The following is a 15085-nucleotide window of genomic DNA, read 5'->3' as shown; positions in this document are numbered from 1 at the left end:
AGATCAACTGTGGCTGAATATGTCGTGATCTGGCCAGCCAGCGATATCGAGCCGCGCACGCGTTGGCAGGAAGTCAAAGCATGCCTGCGCAATGTCCAAACGACCTTCGCGCTCGAGACGCCTGACCAGCTCTTCACGCAAACGGTGCAGATAGCGCACATCAGACGCCGCATATTCACGCTGGGCATCGTTCAAGTCCGGCCCGCCCCAATCAGACGATTGCTGCTGCTTGGACAGGTTTTCATGCAAAACTTCGTCGACCAGATTCTTCAGGCCGTGCCGGTCCGTGTATGTCCGCACGAGCTTGCTGGCGATCTTGGTGCAGAACACCGGTGCTGCCACAACGCCCAGATAGTGCTCGATCGCGGCCAGATCAAAACGCGCAAAGTGATACAGTTTCAGGCGGCTTTCATCGGCGAGCAGGGCCTTGAGATTGGGCGCATCATACGAACTGTCCGGGCCAAAGCGCACAAGGTGTTCATCGCCGCTGCCATCACTGATCTGCACCACGCACAACCGATCGCGGTGCGTGATCAGGCCCATGGTCTCTGTGTCGACGGCCAAAGGCGCGTCTCCGGCGAGCACGCCAGCGGGCAGGTCTTCTTTGTGAAAATGTACTGTCATAGGCCATTCGCCTTACGCCGATTGGGGAAAGAGGGAAAGGGGTGGTGACGTAACGCATCACAGAGGCCTATTCTTGCGTCATGACCGATACGATCCCGGACAGTTGGCGTGGCGCATTGGAGCCAGCCCTGCAAACCCCTGAAGCGCGCAAACTGGGCGGCTGGCTGCGCGCGCAGGAAGGTGCGGGCAAGGCGATCTTCCCGCCGCGCGGTGAACGTCTGGCGGCGCTCGCGATGACGCCGCTTGACCGGGTGCGGGTCGTGATCCTGGGGCAAGACCCTTACCACGGGCCGGGCCAGGCGCATGGTCTGTCTTTCTCTGTCCGCGAAGGCGTGAAACTGCCGCCAAGCCTGCGCAATATCTATCAGGAGATTGAGGCTGATCTGGGTGTAGCACCGCCTGCGAGTGGTGACCTGACACGCTGGGCCAAACAGGGTGTGCTGCTCCTCAACAACACGCTGACTGTCGAATCGGGACAGGCGGGCAGCCATGCCGGGCGCGGCTGGGATGCTATAACCGATGCCTGCGTCGCGGCGGTGGTGGGGCAGGGTCTGCCAACGGTGTTCATTTTGTGGGGCAGCCATGCACAAAAGAAGGCGAGCCGTGTTCGCGGCCTGGGCAGCGCAGATCATCATTTGGTCATCAAGAGCCCACACCCAAGCCCGCTCTCGGCACATCGCGGGTTCTTTGGCTCAAAGCCATTCAGCCAGGCAAACGCGTTTCTTGAGCGGCATGGACGCGGGGCCATCGAATGGTAAGCATGGCTTAGATGAATGAACAAGAAGCCCGCAAAGCCTTGATCGCCCGCCGCGAAGAGCTGGACCGTGAAGATGCATCCAACGCGGACTCGCGCGATACAGTGGAATTGCAGCAAGACAGCGTCGGACGATTGAGCCGGATGGACGCGATGCAGCAACAGGCCATGGCGCAAGCGACCGAACGCCGTCGCGCGGCCGAACGGTTGCGGATATCGGCTGCGCTGGAACGGATTGAAGATGGCGAATGGGGGTATTGCCTAAAGTGCGGGGAGGAAATCGCCGACAAACGCCTTAGGCATGATCCCAGCGTGGCCAATTGTGTAGGGTGTGCGAGTGGCACGGAGTAGGAGCGAGCAATGAGCGAAGATACAGTCCTGCTGGAGATCAGCGACAATGTGGCCACGGTCACTCTCAACCGCCCTGAAGCGATGAATGCGCTGTCCAAAGCGCTACGCTCGCGGCTCTACCATGTCATGAAGCAGGTTGATGAGGATGACAGCGTGCGCGTGGTGATCCTGACCGGCGCGGGGGAGCGGGCGTTCACTGCCGGGCTCGATCTGAAGGAATTGGGATCGCAAGAGGGGGCGCTGGGCGCAGCCAATGCCAAGGGCGCGGATGAAAATCCGGTCAAAGCGATCGAGCTGTGCCGCAAACCTGTGATCGGGGCGATTAATGGCGTGGCGATCACGGGCGGGTTCGAAGTCGCCATTGCCTGCGATGTCCTGATCGCGGCCAGCAATGCCCGCTTTGCAGATACGCATGCCCGCGTCGGGATCGTTCCTGGCTGGGGCCTGTCGCAAAAACTCTCGCGGATGATCGGGATCAGCCGCGCGAAAGAGCTAAGCTTTACGGGCAATTTCCTGGATGCACATACAGCGAAGGAATGGGGATTGGTGAACCACGTAGTCGAGCCGGAAGAATTGCTGCCGCTCGCCAGAAAACTGGCCGCCGATATGGCGAGCATCGATCCGACCTTTCTGGCGCAATACAAGCGGCTGATCGACGATGGCTATGCGCAAAGCTTTGCAAACGGTATGGCGCTGGAGGCGCAACTGTCATCCGCTGCAAATTCAGCTGTTACGCCTGAGGCAGTAGAGGCTCGCCGCGCCGCCGTGCAAGAGCGGGCGAGGAAGCAGGGCTAAACCGAGCGGGGTTAGAAACTCGCCGTCAGCCTAAGCCCCGCCATGATGCCGGTGTCGCGCGCGCTCACCGCGCTGTCGATCACCTGCACATTGGCAGTGATTTCAAAATTGTCGCTAAGGCCAAGTGTGTAGAAAGACTCGACGCCCTCTTCGTCTTGCAGCGCGAGGCGTTGGTCGAGCGCGCGGACGAGGCCATTGGTGATCGAATAGCGGAACCAGGCCGCGCCAAAGTGGTCTTGCGGGCGGAAACGCGGATTGCCTGAAATGCCCAGCATCGCGCTGCGATCAAGGAAAGTCGGATCGCCATTGGAGATATAGACTTGCCCGAAAATGCCCCAGCCTTTGCCGGGCGCCTCCGGATAGACGCCGAGATACTGATATCCCGCAAGCACGGCTGCAAACTCGCCGCTCTTGTTGCCGAAGCCCGATCCCGGCGAAGGGATCAGCGCCGCGGGCAGCGAATCGGCATTGATGTCGTCGCGGGTCGAACCGGATAGCTTGAGCGCGTAATATCCCGGCTTTCCGCCGACCTTGACCGGAAAGGTGACCGAACCGAGGAAACCGACGCCGCTTTCGAATGCGGTCTCGAACCCGCTGCGCTGATATTGCGAATCCGGGTCGAAGACCCAGAGGCGGTACAGCACTTTCTCTGTCGGCACTTCCAGGAAAGCACCGGTCAGCGTGTTCGCAATGATCGCCGAAGGCGGAAGCGCCATCGACAGGTTCTGAAATCCGTAGTGCCCGTCGCTGCCAACCACTGGCAGCTTTGCACCCAGATCCAGCACATTGACTTTCCCCACGGTCAGTTTTGCGCCGGAGTTCCAGCGCTTGGACACGCTCACGGATAGATCGAAATGACCCTTTCCTTCGCCGCGAAACAGCGCGGTGTTGTTCGGGATCAGGCCAATCTCACCGTTAGAATCCTTGCCCCATGTGTATTCGGGCCGGACCGTCAATGTCAGGCTATCATCGCCGCTGAACACGCCGCCGCTTATATCGATATAGCCGTCGACGCGGCCGGAATAGCGCACGGTCTTCGGCGCATCGCCTTGCACCGGCGTATCAACAAATTGGGAGGCCACGATCTTGAACATGACCGGGTCGGTTTGCGGTGGCGCTGGAGGAGTGGATGCAGCCGGCGCGACGGCCGCGGTTGAAGGGTCTCGCGCCGCCACCCCAGAAGTATCCAGTTCGGGGCCGGTCACTTCAGGGCTATTCGTCTCTTCGCCGGCATGGGCTGGAGCTGCCATAAGAACCGCCAGCAGCGTTGCGCCAAGCGTTGGCTTCGATGCCAATAAAGTGCGCGAAATCCGCGCACGCAGTGCGACCCGCATTGCATTCCCCTAAGTCCGTTTTCTCTCAACCACTTACAGGGCTGAAGTATTTTTCACCATTTGCATTGTATGAGGCCGACATCTGGTTTGAGAAATACGGACAAGTTCTTAGCGTGGCAGTTCAGATACACCCATCAGTGCCTGGTCTACTGCGCGAGCAGCCTGGCGCCCTTCACGGATGGCCCAGACGACCAGCGACTGCCCCCGCCGCATATCGCCGCATGCGAAGACATTCTCGACGCTGGTCTTGTAGCTTTCTGTGTCCGCGGCAACGTTTCCGCGATCTGTCAGCTCGACACCCGTTTGATCAAGTAGGCCCGCTTTCTTCGGCCCCACAAAGCCCATGGCGAGCAGGATCAGATCGGCTTCGATAGTGAAGTCGCTGCCTTCGATCTCCTGCATACGGCCGTCTTTCCATTCGACACGCACGCATTCCAGTCCGGTCACGGTTTCGCCATCACCCACAACACGCTTGGCCAGCACGGCCCAGTCTCGCTCAACACCTTCCTCATGACTGGACGAGGTGCGCAGCTTGAGCGGCCAATCAGGCCACGTCATTGCCTTGTCTTCCTTTTCAGGAGGCTTTGGCATGATCTCCAGTTGCACGACGCTTTCCGCGCCCTGACGGTTGGATGTGCCAACACAGTCGCTGCCCGTATCGCCGCCGCCGATTACGACCACCTTCTTGCCGGTGGCTAGCAAGCTACCTCGCGGTGCCGCGCGTAGCTCATCGTCGCCCGCATTGCGCTTATTCTGCTGGGTCAGAAATTCCATCGCCAGGCGCACGCCTGTCATTTCTGCGCCGGGAATCTGCAGTGGCCGGGCATCTTCTGCTCCGCCTGCAAGCACTACGGCGTCGTAGTTTTCCTGCAGGCTCTTGAATGACACATCGACGCCTACCTCTTTGCTGGTTTTGAACTCGACGCCTTCGGCTTCCATTTGCACCGCGCGGCGGTTGATCAGATGCTTTTCCATCTTGAAGTCAGGAATGCCGTAGCGCAGCAATCCGCCGATCCGGTCATTCTTTTCAAACAGCGTGACGGTGTGACCCGCACGTGCCAATTGTTGCGCGCACGCCATACCCGCCGGGCCGGAGCCGATGACCGCAACCGATTTGCCGGTTTTCCTCTCCGGCACTTGCGGCGTGATCCAGCCTTCTTCCCAGCCGCGATCGACAATCGTACATTCAATCGATTTGATCGTCACCGGCTGATCGGTGATATTGAGTGTGCAGCTTGCCTCGCATGGCGCGGGGCAAATGCGGCCGGTGAACTCGGGGAAATTGTTGGTCGAATGGAGCAAGGCCAAGGCGTTCTTCCAATCGCCTTCATATACCAGATGGTTCCAGTCCGGGATGATGTTGTTAACCGGGCAACCGTTGTGACAATAGGGAATGCCGCAATCCATGCAGCGGCTCGCCTGCGCTTGCAGGGTTGCATCATCTGGCTGCAAGACAAATTCGCGGTAATTGTTCAAGCGCTCCTTCGGATCGAGATAATCGCGCTCGCGCCGGTCGAGTTCGAGGAAGCCTGTATCCTTGCCCATGTTCTAGCGTCCCGTATTCTTATTCTGCTGCAACCGAAGCGGCTTCTTCACGCTCGGCTTCGAGTTGGCGCAGCGCGCGTTCGTAGTCGCGTGGCATCACCTTGACGAATTTGGAGACCTCTTGATCCCAATTGTCGAGGATCGCGGCGGCCTTCTTGCTGCCGGTATGAAGCTTGTGCCGCTCGACCAGAATCTTCAGTCGTTCTGCATCGTGGCGCAGCATGTCGCCCATCCCGAAATCATTGACTGATTGCGGACGCTGAGAAGGCCGACCTGTGCCGTCTTCTTCGTCCTGCGCGGCGGTCATCGGTATCAGATCGACTTGCGCCGGATTGACGAGCGATGCGAACCTGCCTTCAGGGTCGTAGACATAGGCAACGCCGCCGCTCATCCCTGCGGCAAAATTGCGACCTGTCTTGCCCAGCACGACTACAACGCCGCCAGTCATATATTCGCACGCGTGATCGCCTGCCCCTTCGACGACAGCGATTGCGCCGGAATTGCGCACCGCGAAACGTTCGCCCGCAACGCCTTCGAAATAGGCTTCACCCGCTATCGCGCCGTAAAGCACGGTATTGCCAACAATGATGTTGTCCGCCGGATCGCGCTCAATCCCTTCCGGCTGCTTCACGATAACACGCCCGCCTGATAACCCCTTGCCAACATAGTCATTGGCATCACCCGACAGATCGAGCGTTACACCATGCGCGAGCCATGCGGCGAAGCTTTGGCCCGCTACACCGGTCAGATTGATGCGGATCGTGTCAGCGGGCAGGCCTGAGTGGCCATAGGCCTTTGCAATTTCGCCTGACAACATTGTGCCGACAGTGCGGTTCACATTGCGAATTTCGCGGGTCAACTGCACCGGCTTGCCTTCGCTGATCGCGTCCTTGCATGCTTCAATCAGCTCGTTGTCCATCGCGCCTGAAAGGCCGTGATCCTGCGTTTCCGTGTTGTACAGCGGCGCGCCTTCAGGAAGATCGACCTTGGTCAGCAAGCGCGTGAGATTGACCCCTGCCGCTTTCCAGTGGCGATCCACCCGCCGCATATCGAGCTTGTCGACCCGGCCGATCATTTCCTCGACAGTGCGGAAGCCCAACTCCGCCATGATCTGGCGCAATTCCTCCGCAACGAAGAACATGTAATTGACCACATGTTCCGGCTGGCCGGTAAAGCGCGCGCGCAGCACGGGGTCTTGCGTCGCCACGCCCACGGGGCAGGTATTCAGATGGCACTTGCGCATCATAATACAGCCCGCCGCGATTAACGGGGCTGTGGCAAAGCCGAATTCGTCAGCACCCAGCAGCGCGCCGATGGCAACATCACGCCCGGTGCGCAGGCCGCCATCGACTTGTACGGCAATGCGGCTGCGCAAATCATTGAGCAGCAAAGTCTGCTGCGTCTCGGCCAGGCCGATTTCCCATGGCGATCCGGCATGAGTCAGACTGGTCAAAGGTGACGCACCTGTACCGCCATCATAGCCCGCAATTGTCACATGGTCTGCACGCGCCTTCGAAACGCCGGCAGCAACAGTGCCCACGCCCACTTCGGAAACGAGCTTTACCGAAATGCGCGCGACCGGGTTGGTGTTCTTGAGATCGTGGATCAGCTGCGCCAGATCTTCGATCGAATAGATGTCGTGGTGCGGTGGCGGACTGATCAGGCCCACGCCCGGGGTTGAATGGCGCACTGCGCCAATCCGCTTATCGACCTTGTGGCCGGGTAATTGGCCGCCTTCACCGGGCTTCGCGCCTTGCGCCATCTTGATCTGGATATCGTCGGAATTGACGAGATATTCGGTAGTCACGCCAAATCGGCCACTGGCCACCTGCTTGATCCGGCTGCGCATCGAATCGCCATTTTCGATCGGCTTGAACCGCTCTGGCTCTTCGCCGCCTTCACCGGTGTTCGAACGACCGCCAATGCGGTTCATCGCGATGGCAAGGGTCGAGTGCGCTTCATGGCTGATCGAGCCGAAACTCATCGCGCCGGTGCTGAAACGCTTCACGATTTCGCTAGCAGGCTCGACCTCGTCAAGCGGGATTGCCTCGTCTGCCTTCTTGAATTCCATCAACCCGCGGATTGTCAGCAGCCGCTCCGACTGCTCGTTGATCGACTTGGCAAAAGCCTCGTAATCCTTCGGCCTGTCGCCGCGCACCGCGTGCTGCAGAAACGCGACGTTCTCCGGCGTCCATGCGTGTTCTTCACCGCGCAAGCGATACTGGTAGATACCGCCCACATCGAGCATGTTCTTGTACAAAGGATTGTTGCCATAGGCCTGCGCATGGCGACGCACGGTTTCCTCGGCCACTTCCTTCAAGCCTACGCCCTCGATTGTGGTTGCCGTACCTGTGAAATAGCTATCGATGAATTCGCTGGACAGGCCGACCGCATCGAAGATCTGCGCACCGCAGTATGACTGGTAGGTCGAAATGCCCATCTTGGACATGACCTTCAGAATGCCTTTGCCGACAGCCTTGATATAGTTCTTCTGCACGTCGGCGGGGGAAAGATCGCTGTGCTTTCTGGCGCGCAAATCTTCCAGTGTCTCAAACGCGATATAGGGATTGATCGCCTCCGCGCCGTAGCCGGCCAGCACGCAATAATGATGCACCTCGCGGGCTTCGCCTGTTTCGACCACAAGCCCGGTTTGCATACGCAGACCCTGACGCACCAGATGGTGGTGCACAGCGGCGGTTGCGAGAAGTGCAGGCATCGGAATCCGGTCGGGCCCTTGCTTGCGGTCTGACAGCACAAGAATGTTCTTGTCCTGCAGCACAGCCTCGGTCGCGGCCCAGCACATTTCCTTCAGCGCCATTTTGAGGCCCTTGGGCCCCTTGCTGGCGCGCCAGGTCATATCGATGGTTTCGGTTCGGAACGCGCCATCCAATGCGACCTCAACAGAGCGGATCTTGGCGAGATCTTCGTTGGTGAGGATCGGTTGGCTGATTTCCAAACGTTTGTGCGTGCCGGCGTCCATACCGAGCAGGTTCGGTCGCGGACCGATCATCGACAGCAGGCTCATCACCAGCTCTTCGCGGATCGGGTCAATCGGCGGGTTTGTGACCTGCGCGAAGTTCTGTTTGAAATAATCATATAGCAGGCGGCTGCGGTTAGAGAGCACCGCAATCGGCGTGTCCGTGCCCATCGAACCAATCGGGTCTTCCCCGCGCACCGCCATCGGCTCCAGGAATTTGGCGATGTCTTCCTGCGTGTAGCCGAACGCCTGCTGCGCTTGCAGCAGTGTCGGCGTATCCTGATTCTCGTCTTGCGGAAGCTGGGCGAACTCGGGGTCGACCACATCCAGATCGTCGAGCTTGTATTGCGCTTGGCTCAGCCACTTTTCGTAAGGCTGTGCGCTGGCAAGATCGGCCTTTAGCTCGGCATCTTCGATGATGCGACCCTGCTCGAAATCGATCAACAGCATCTTGCCCGGCTGCAAGCGCCATTTGCGGATGATGTCATCCTCGGCAAACGGCAGCACGCCGCTTTCCGACGCGAGACAGACGATATCGTCCTTTGTTACGCAGAAGCGCGCGGGGCGCAGACCATTGCGATCCAGTGTCGCGCCGATCTGCCGGCCATCGGTGAATGCCACTGCGGCCGGGCCATCCCATGGCTCCATCAACGCGGCGTGATATTCGTAGAACGCCCGGCGTTTGGCATCCATCAAATCATTCTTGGCCCAGGCTTCGGGCATAAGCATCATCATTGCATGCGCCAGGCTGTACCCGCCTGCGAGCAGCAGTTCGAGCGCATTGTCGAGGCATGCGGTGTCAGACTGACCGTGTGGGATCAGCGGCCACATCTTGTCGAGATCCGCGCCGAGCAGATGCGATTCCATCGTACGGCGGCGCGCATTCATCCAGTTCACATTGCCGCGAACCGTGTTGATCTCGCCATTGTGCGCAATCATGCGATAGGGGTGCGCCAGGCGCCAGCTGGGGAAGGTATTGGTACTGAACCGCTGATGCACCAGGCCCAGCGCGCTCACGCAATCGGGATCGCGCAGATCATCGAAGAAACTGCCCACCTGATTGGCGAGCAACAGGCCCTTGTAAACAATCGTCCGGCTTGAGAAGCTCGGGATATAGGTATCAGTCAGGCTCGGCAGATCGTGTTTTTCCGCCTGCGCGTTCAGCGGATTGAGTGTCTGCTTGCGGATCACGATTACTTTGCGCTCGAACGCGTCTTGATCCGCGCAATTGTCTCCGCGGGCGATGATCGCTTGCTGGATCACCGGCATCGAATCGACCACAGCTTTGCCCAAGCCATCCAGATTTACCGGCACATCGCGCCAGCCGATCAGTGTCTGGCCCTCTTTTGCAGTAAACCGCTCGAACTGTTCGGTTACAAAAGCGCGCGCCGCTTCGTCCTGTGGCATGAAGCACATCGCCACTGCGTAATCGCCGGGAGCAGGCAGATCATGGCCTTGCGAATCCGCCCATTTGCGGATCAGCGGATCGGGGATTTGCAGCAGGATTCCCGCACCATCACCCAGCAGCGGATCGGCGCCGACAGCACCGCGGTGATCGATATTCTTGAGAATTTCCAACGCTTGCGTGACGATATCGTGCGAAGCCACGCCTTTGATATGCGCGACAAATCCGACACCACAGGCGTCGTGTTCGTTGCGCGAGTCATACAAGCCCTGGGGCGCTGGGTATCCCATTCAAACTCCATCATGTCAGATGCCGGGGTGCGACCGCGCACGTAGACGCTGTCCGGCAATTAAGCGAAATCCCGGATGCTGCTTGGCGCAGCTTTTCCATCGCTCAATGCCCTCATGGCGACATGAAATGATTTTTGCAACTGCGAAGAGGCTAGCAATATTTCAGCCGACTATGGTTGAGCTTTAGCTAGCAGGGAACGGGTCCCGGGCTCGATCCGCCGGCAAAGGGCTACTCGGCGGGCTGTGCATCCCCGACCAACGCCCGCAAACGCTGTGTAAGGCTTGCCGGCGGCAGTGGCGGAGAATAGCTATGCGCGGCGTTCTCTGCGAGCCGGCGTTGGTCATCCAGAGCAACCGCGAAGCGCTCAATCAGTTGCGGCATGGCCAGTTTCCGGGTGTCGTGTGCACGCAACAGGTTCACTGCCTTGCCGTGCTGCGGAAGTTTTGCCTGCGGCTGAGTGGAAACAGGCGGCGGCGTGGTTTCTGGCTTGGTCTCTTGCTCAGGCTCCATGACCGCGATCTGTCCCGTTGCCATGCCTGATAAAATTGCTGTCTCATTCTGTTCGGCATCTTCGACCCGCGGCGCACCCAGCAATTCGCTCAGGCCGACGTCGGCATAGAAAGGCGCGTCGTCATAGGGTTGAGGCACTGGCGCTATGTCATCAGCTACCTGTTCTTGAACGGTAACATGGTCTTCAAAAACCTCCGCTTCGATCACCTCGGCTTCGACGACCTCCTGCTCAACCACAGGCTGTGCGCATTCTTCCAACTGGAAGATGCGCAGGGGTTCGATCTGCTTTGCTTCAACGACCTCAGATTCCTCGGTGTCGCTAACGGCATGCTCGATGGCAGAGGCGGACTTTTCAGGGCGGTGCTGCACGGCATAGACCGCACGCGCTGCGGCCCAACCCAGGCCGGCACCTAGAATCGCTGCAAGTCCTGCTATCGCGATCTGGCTTGCTGCGAAGGCCGGCAGGGCGAACGGTGCTTGCGCCAATCCAGCATTGATCATGCCAGCCGGCAGCACTGCCATACTTCCGCCCAGCAGAGCCGCGAGCCATGCAGCGATCAACGGCATGAAAGCCGGATGGCGGCTGAGAGGCGCTTTGCGTGTCGAGATATCTGAATAGCCCATAGGTCGGGAGCCTAGCGGATCAGGGTAAATAGCCCGCTAACGCCGCCAATGGCGTCTCGATTGGCGCTTGCAGGGCTGGAAACCGGTGTTTTGAGGCGCGATTCCGTAACGGCAGGTTGACGTTTACGGAAAGCTCATTGCGCTCTTGGCGCTGATGCGCCATGTAGATTGCAACATGCGGGCGAGTCTTGCCCGCTACATACGAATTGAGGAGGAGAGTCCCATGACCCCACAGGATTTGGCAGCAAAGGTCGGCGAAAACATTGGCACCAGTGAATGGGTCGAGATGACTCAGGACAAGGTGAACATGTTCGCTGACGCAACAGGCGACCACCAATTCATCCATATTGATGAAGAGAAGGCCAAGCTGACACCGTTCGGCGGCACGATCGTGCACGGCTTCATGACCCTCTCCATGATTCCCTATCTGTCTGCAAACAGCGACATTCCCAAGATCGATAACGTGAAAATGGGTGTGAACTATGGCGGCAACAAAACCCGCTTCATCGCACCTGTGCGCGTCGGCAAGCGCATCCGCGGCCATTGGAAGCTGGTCGAAATGATCGAAAAGCGCCCCGGGCAATGGCAGCAGACAGCCGAAATCACAATCGAGATCGAAGGTGAGGATAAGCCCGCGCTGATGTGCGAGTGGATCACGCAATTCTTCGTCTGATCTGACCGGATCTTAGTCGAAATCAAGCTCCGCAGACAGCGGGGCTGGATCGTATTACCTTTCGAAAGGACCCCCCATTATGTCACGTGATGCAGTCATCGTATCTACCGCCCGCACGCCAATTGGGCGCGCTTACAAAGGCGGTTTCAATGCAACTCCGGGCGCAACGCTCGGCTCGTTCTCATTCGCAGCCGCTGTCGAGCGTTCAGGCATTGATGCCGGTGAAATCGACGATGTGGTCTGGGGCGTGGTCCTGACGCAAGGCACACAAGCGGGCAATATCGGCCGCCAGGTCGCGCTGCGCGGCGGTGCGCCAGTATCCGTGGCTGCGCAAACGATTGACCGTCAGTGCTCTTCGGGCCTGATGGCGATCAGCACTGCCGCCAAGCAAATCATCGTCGACAATATGGATATCGTTGTTGGCGGCGGTCAGGATTCGATTTCCTTGGTCCAGACCCCGGAAATGCGCGTTGCCCCTGACAAGTCGCTGATCGCGATGCACAAGGACGTCTATATGCCGATGCTCGGCACGGCAGAAACCGTCGCCAAGCGTTACAATATCAGCCGCGAAGCGCAGGACGAATACGCGCTGCAATCGCAGATGCGTACGGCCGCTGGTCAGGAAGCTGGCAAATTCGATGACGAGATCGTGCCTGTCACCACCACGATGGGGGTCAAGGACAAGGAGACCGGCGAAGTCTCGATGGTCGAAACCACGATCACCAAGGATGAGGGCAACCGCCCTTCAACCACGCTGGAAGGCCTTCAATCGCTTCAGCCGGTCATGGGCCCGGGCATGTGCATCACTGCAGGCAACGCATCGCAGCTGTCCGATGGTTCGTCGGCCAGCGTTCTGATGGAAGCCAAGGTCGCTGAGCAGAAGGGCTTGCAGCCGCTTGGCCGCTATGTCGGCATGGCGGTTGCCGGCACGGAGCCTGACGAAATGGGCATTGGCCCGGTCTTCGCGATCCCGAAGCTGCTCAAGCAAACCGGTATCAAGATGGACGAGGTTGGCCTGTGGGAACTCAACGAAGCTTTCGCTGTGCAAGTGCTCTATTGCCGTGACAAGCTGGGCATCGACAACGACATTCTCAACGTCAATGGCGGCTCGATCTCGATCGGGCACCCCTATGGCATGACCGGCGCGCGCTGCGTTGGTCACGCGCTGATCGAAGGCAAGCGTCGCGGCGCGAAATATGTCGTCGTGACTATGTGTGTCGGCGGCGGCATGGGCGCAGCCGGGATGTTCGAGGTTTATTAATGCGTCTGCGCTCTCCTCGTGTCTTGCCGCTCGATCTCGAGCAGCTCGACGAGGAGCAGGCGAAGGCACTCGCTCCCTTCGCCAACCCTGACAACAAGGTTGGCGGCGGGCGCGTGCTCAATATCTTTCGTACACTGGCGCATGCGCCGGACGCGCTCTCAGCGTTTCTCGCCTGGGGCAATTACATCCTTTCTAGAAGGAACAGCCTGCAACCACGCGAGCGCGAGATTGTGATCTTGCGGGTCGGCTGGCTGTGCAAGTCAGGTTATGAGTTCGCGCAACATACTCGCATCGGCAAGATGTGTGGTCTGACTGACGAGGACATTGCTCGGATCAAGCAAGGACCCGACGCCGAAGGCTGGACACCCATCGAGGCGGCGATGCTGAGAGCGGCTGATGAGCTGGTCTCGGACCATCACGTGTCTGACGCGACATGGGTATCGCTCGAAGAGTTGGGGACCAAAGGCCGAATGGATTTGGCCTTCACGGTTGGCCAATACACGCAGGTTTCAATGTTCCTGAACACTCTTGGCATACAGCTGGAGGACGAAGACGAGGCCGATCCTGACCTGCGTTCCTGATGGAACAATCGTCACCCGTGGGTGGCGACGAAATCCTCGACAACCGGCGCGACTTTATCGCGCCATTTGCTGCCGTTGAAAATCCCGTAATGCCCCGCGCCTTCGGCCATGTAGTATTGCTTTTTCTTGGCCGACAGGCCCGTCGCAAGATCCAGCGCGGCCTTTGTCTGGCCCAGCCCAGAGATATCGTCACGCTCGCCTTCGATTGCGAGCAGCGCAGTGTCAGTGATCTTGCCGAGATCGACAATCTCGCCCTTGTGGCGGAATTCGCCATTAGGGATCGAGTGCTTCTGGAACACTTCCTCGACAGTCTGGAGATAGAATTCCGCAGTCATGTCGCACACGCTGCGATACTCGTCGTAAAAATCCTTGGTCGCCTGCGCGCTGTCATCGTCGCCCGCTGTCAGATGCTTGAACATCTCATAGTGGCTCATCATGTGGCTACCCAGATTCATGCTCATGAAGCTCGCGAGCTGCATAAAGCCCGGATAAACCTTGCGACCTGACCCGCGATAATTCATCGGAACAGTGGCAATCACTGAATTCCGGAACCATTCAATCGGGCGCTCCATGGCCAGATTGTTCACCGTTGTCGGGCTTTCGCGCGTGTCAATCGGTCCGCCCATCATGGTAAGGGTCTTGGGCGTCGCCGGGTCCTTATGCAGGTTCATCAGCGCGGTAGTGGCGAAAGCGGGGACCGATGGCTGGCAAACTGCCATCATATGCGGGCGGTCGCCCTGGCCCTCGACGCGGATCTGCTCGAGAAATGCGATAAGATAATCGATGTAGTCGTCCAGATCGAAAGTGCCTTCATGCATCGGCACCAGTTTCGCATCGGCCCAGTCGGTTATGTAGACAATACAGCTTTCTAGCATGCGCTGGACTGTACCACGCAATAGCGTGGCGTAGTGCCCGCTCATGGGTGCGACAATCAGCAGGCGCGGCGAACTTTCGGGCAGACCGGTGTGGCGAAACCGCTTGAGATCACCGAAAGGGCGATTGATGACGGTCGCCTCTTCCACGGGATGGCGTTCGCCATCGACCTCGACATACTCGATGCCAAAGGCAGGCTTGCTGTATGACGCGGTTGCATGAGCGAAAACATCCAGTGCCGAAGCTGCCATTGGTCCCACGCTCATATAGGAAAGCGGGTTCGCCGGGTTAGTCAGAAATTCCGCGCCGATCGAAGCAACTGCGCTCGCGCTGTTGAGCCATGATCTTTGCAACTCGTAGGCGTGGTAAAGCAAGGCGTTCCCCTGTGTGTTGTTAGGCATCCCGCCTCTTGCCGAGCGGTTGGGAGAGGGTTCTTGAACCCTTCAAGGACATTGTGCAATGCACAATTTTCCGCAGTTCTCGGAAT

At 58.9% G+C, this 15085-nt stretch carries 12 protein-coding genes; 6 read left to right on the top strand and 6 right to left on the bottom strand.

The window, feature by feature from the left end; translation table 11 throughout:
• Positions 1-3: 3 nt before the first annotated feature.
• Complete coding sequence (locus QZ487_RS01665; protein WP_285976047.1) at positions 4-624, bottom strand: ribonuclease D; 621 nt, start codon at positions 622-624, stop codon at positions 4-6.
• 80 nt (positions 625-704) lie between these two features.
• On the opposite strand from QZ487_RS01665, the gene ung reads away from it, so the two are divergent.
• Genes ung through QZ487_RS01650 form a run of 3 tightly spaced genes read left to right on the top strand, consistent with a single transcriptional unit; the run spans position 705 to position 2524 of the window.
• On the top strand, positions 705-1382 hold the full coding sequence (gene ung, locus QZ487_RS01660; RefSeq protein ID WP_285976046.1) for a uracil-DNA glycosylase: 678 nt from the start codon (positions 705-707) through the stop codon (positions 1380-1382).
• 11 nt (positions 1383-1393) lie between these two features.
• Positions 1394-1729 carry a TraR/DksA C4-type zinc finger protein gene (locus tag QZ487_RS01655; RefSeq protein ID WP_285976045.1) on the top strand — a complete coding sequence of 112 codons (336 nt, stop codon included), beginning with the start codon at positions 1394-1396 and terminating at the stop codon, positions 1727-1729.
• A 9-nt stretch (positions 1730-1738) separates the two neighbouring features.
• A complete protein-coding gene (locus QZ487_RS01650) occupies positions 1739-2524 on the top strand; it encodes an enoyl-CoA hydratase (RefSeq protein ID WP_285976044.1) in 786 nt (261 codons plus the stop codon).
• Between the two features lie 11 nt (positions 2525-2535).
• On the opposite strand, the gene QZ487_RS01645 is transcribed toward QZ487_RS01650, so the two are convergent.
• The 4 genes from QZ487_RS01645 to QZ487_RS01630 form a co-directional block, all read right to left on the bottom strand.
• Positions 2536-3858, bottom strand: coding sequence for a carbohydrate porin (locus tag QZ487_RS01645; RefSeq protein WP_296023041.1), 1323 nt, complete (start codon positions 3856-3858; stop codon positions 2536-2538).
• 108 nt (positions 3859-3966) lie between these two features.
• Positions 3967-5403, bottom strand: coding sequence for a glutamate synthase subunit beta (locus QZ487_RS01640; RefSeq protein ID WP_285976042.1), 1437 nt, complete (start codon positions 5401-5403; stop codon positions 3967-3969).
• Positions 5404-5422: 19 nt separating this feature from the next.
• On the bottom strand, positions 5423-10075 hold the full coding sequence (gltB, locus tag QZ487_RS01635; RefSeq protein ID WP_296023039.1) for a glutamate synthase large subunit: 4653 nt from the start codon (positions 10073-10075) through the stop codon (positions 5423-5425).
• Between the two features lie 229 nt (positions 10076-10304).
• Complete coding sequence (locus QZ487_RS01630) at positions 10305-11210, bottom strand: hypothetical protein (protein ID WP_285976040.1); 906 nt, start codon at positions 11208-11210, stop codon at positions 10305-10307.
• Between the two features lie 223 nt (positions 11211-11433).
• On the opposite strand from QZ487_RS01630, the gene QZ487_RS01625 reads away from it, so the two are divergent.
• The 3 genes from QZ487_RS01625 to QZ487_RS01615 all read left to right on the top strand — a co-directional run bounded on the left by QZ487_RS01625 (position 11434) and on the right by QZ487_RS01615 (position 13725).
• Entirely contained in the window at positions 11434-11883 is a 450-nt protein-coding gene (locus QZ487_RS01625; RefSeq protein ID WP_285976039.1) for a MaoC family dehydratase, read from the top strand.
• Positions 11884-11962: 79 nt separating this feature from the next.
• Positions 11963-13144, top strand: a complete 1182-nt coding sequence (locus QZ487_RS01620; protein WP_285976038.1) for an acetyl-CoA C-acyltransferase — start codon at positions 11963-11965, stop codon at positions 13142-13144.
• Positions 13144-13725 carry a carboxymuconolactone decarboxylase family protein gene (locus tag QZ487_RS01615; RefSeq protein ID WP_285976037.1) on the top strand — a complete coding sequence of 194 codons (582 nt, stop codon included), beginning with the start codon at positions 13144-13146 and terminating at the stop codon, positions 13723-13725. Before QZ487_RS01620 ends, QZ487_RS01615 begins: the two co-directional genes overlap by 1 nt.
• 11 nt (positions 13726-13736) lie before the next feature.
• Here the strand turns inward: QZ487_RS01615 and QZ487_RS01610 are convergent, their stop codons facing one another.
• The gene (locus QZ487_RS01610) at positions 13737-14972 is read right to left on the bottom strand and encodes a polyhydroxyalkanoate depolymerase (RefSeq protein ID WP_285976927.1); all 1236 of its coding nucleotides are present in this window, start codon (positions 14970-14972) and stop codon (positions 13737-13739) included.
• Positions 14973-15085: the final 113 nt, after the last annotated feature.

The sequence above is a fragment of the uncultured Altererythrobacter sp. genome (assembly GCF_913057185.1).
Taxonomy (GTDB): Bacteria; Pseudomonadota; Alphaproteobacteria; order Sphingomonadales; family Sphingomonadaceae; genus Erythrobacter; species Erythrobacter rubellus.
This window is presented reverse-complemented; position numbering and strand designations above follow the sequence as displayed.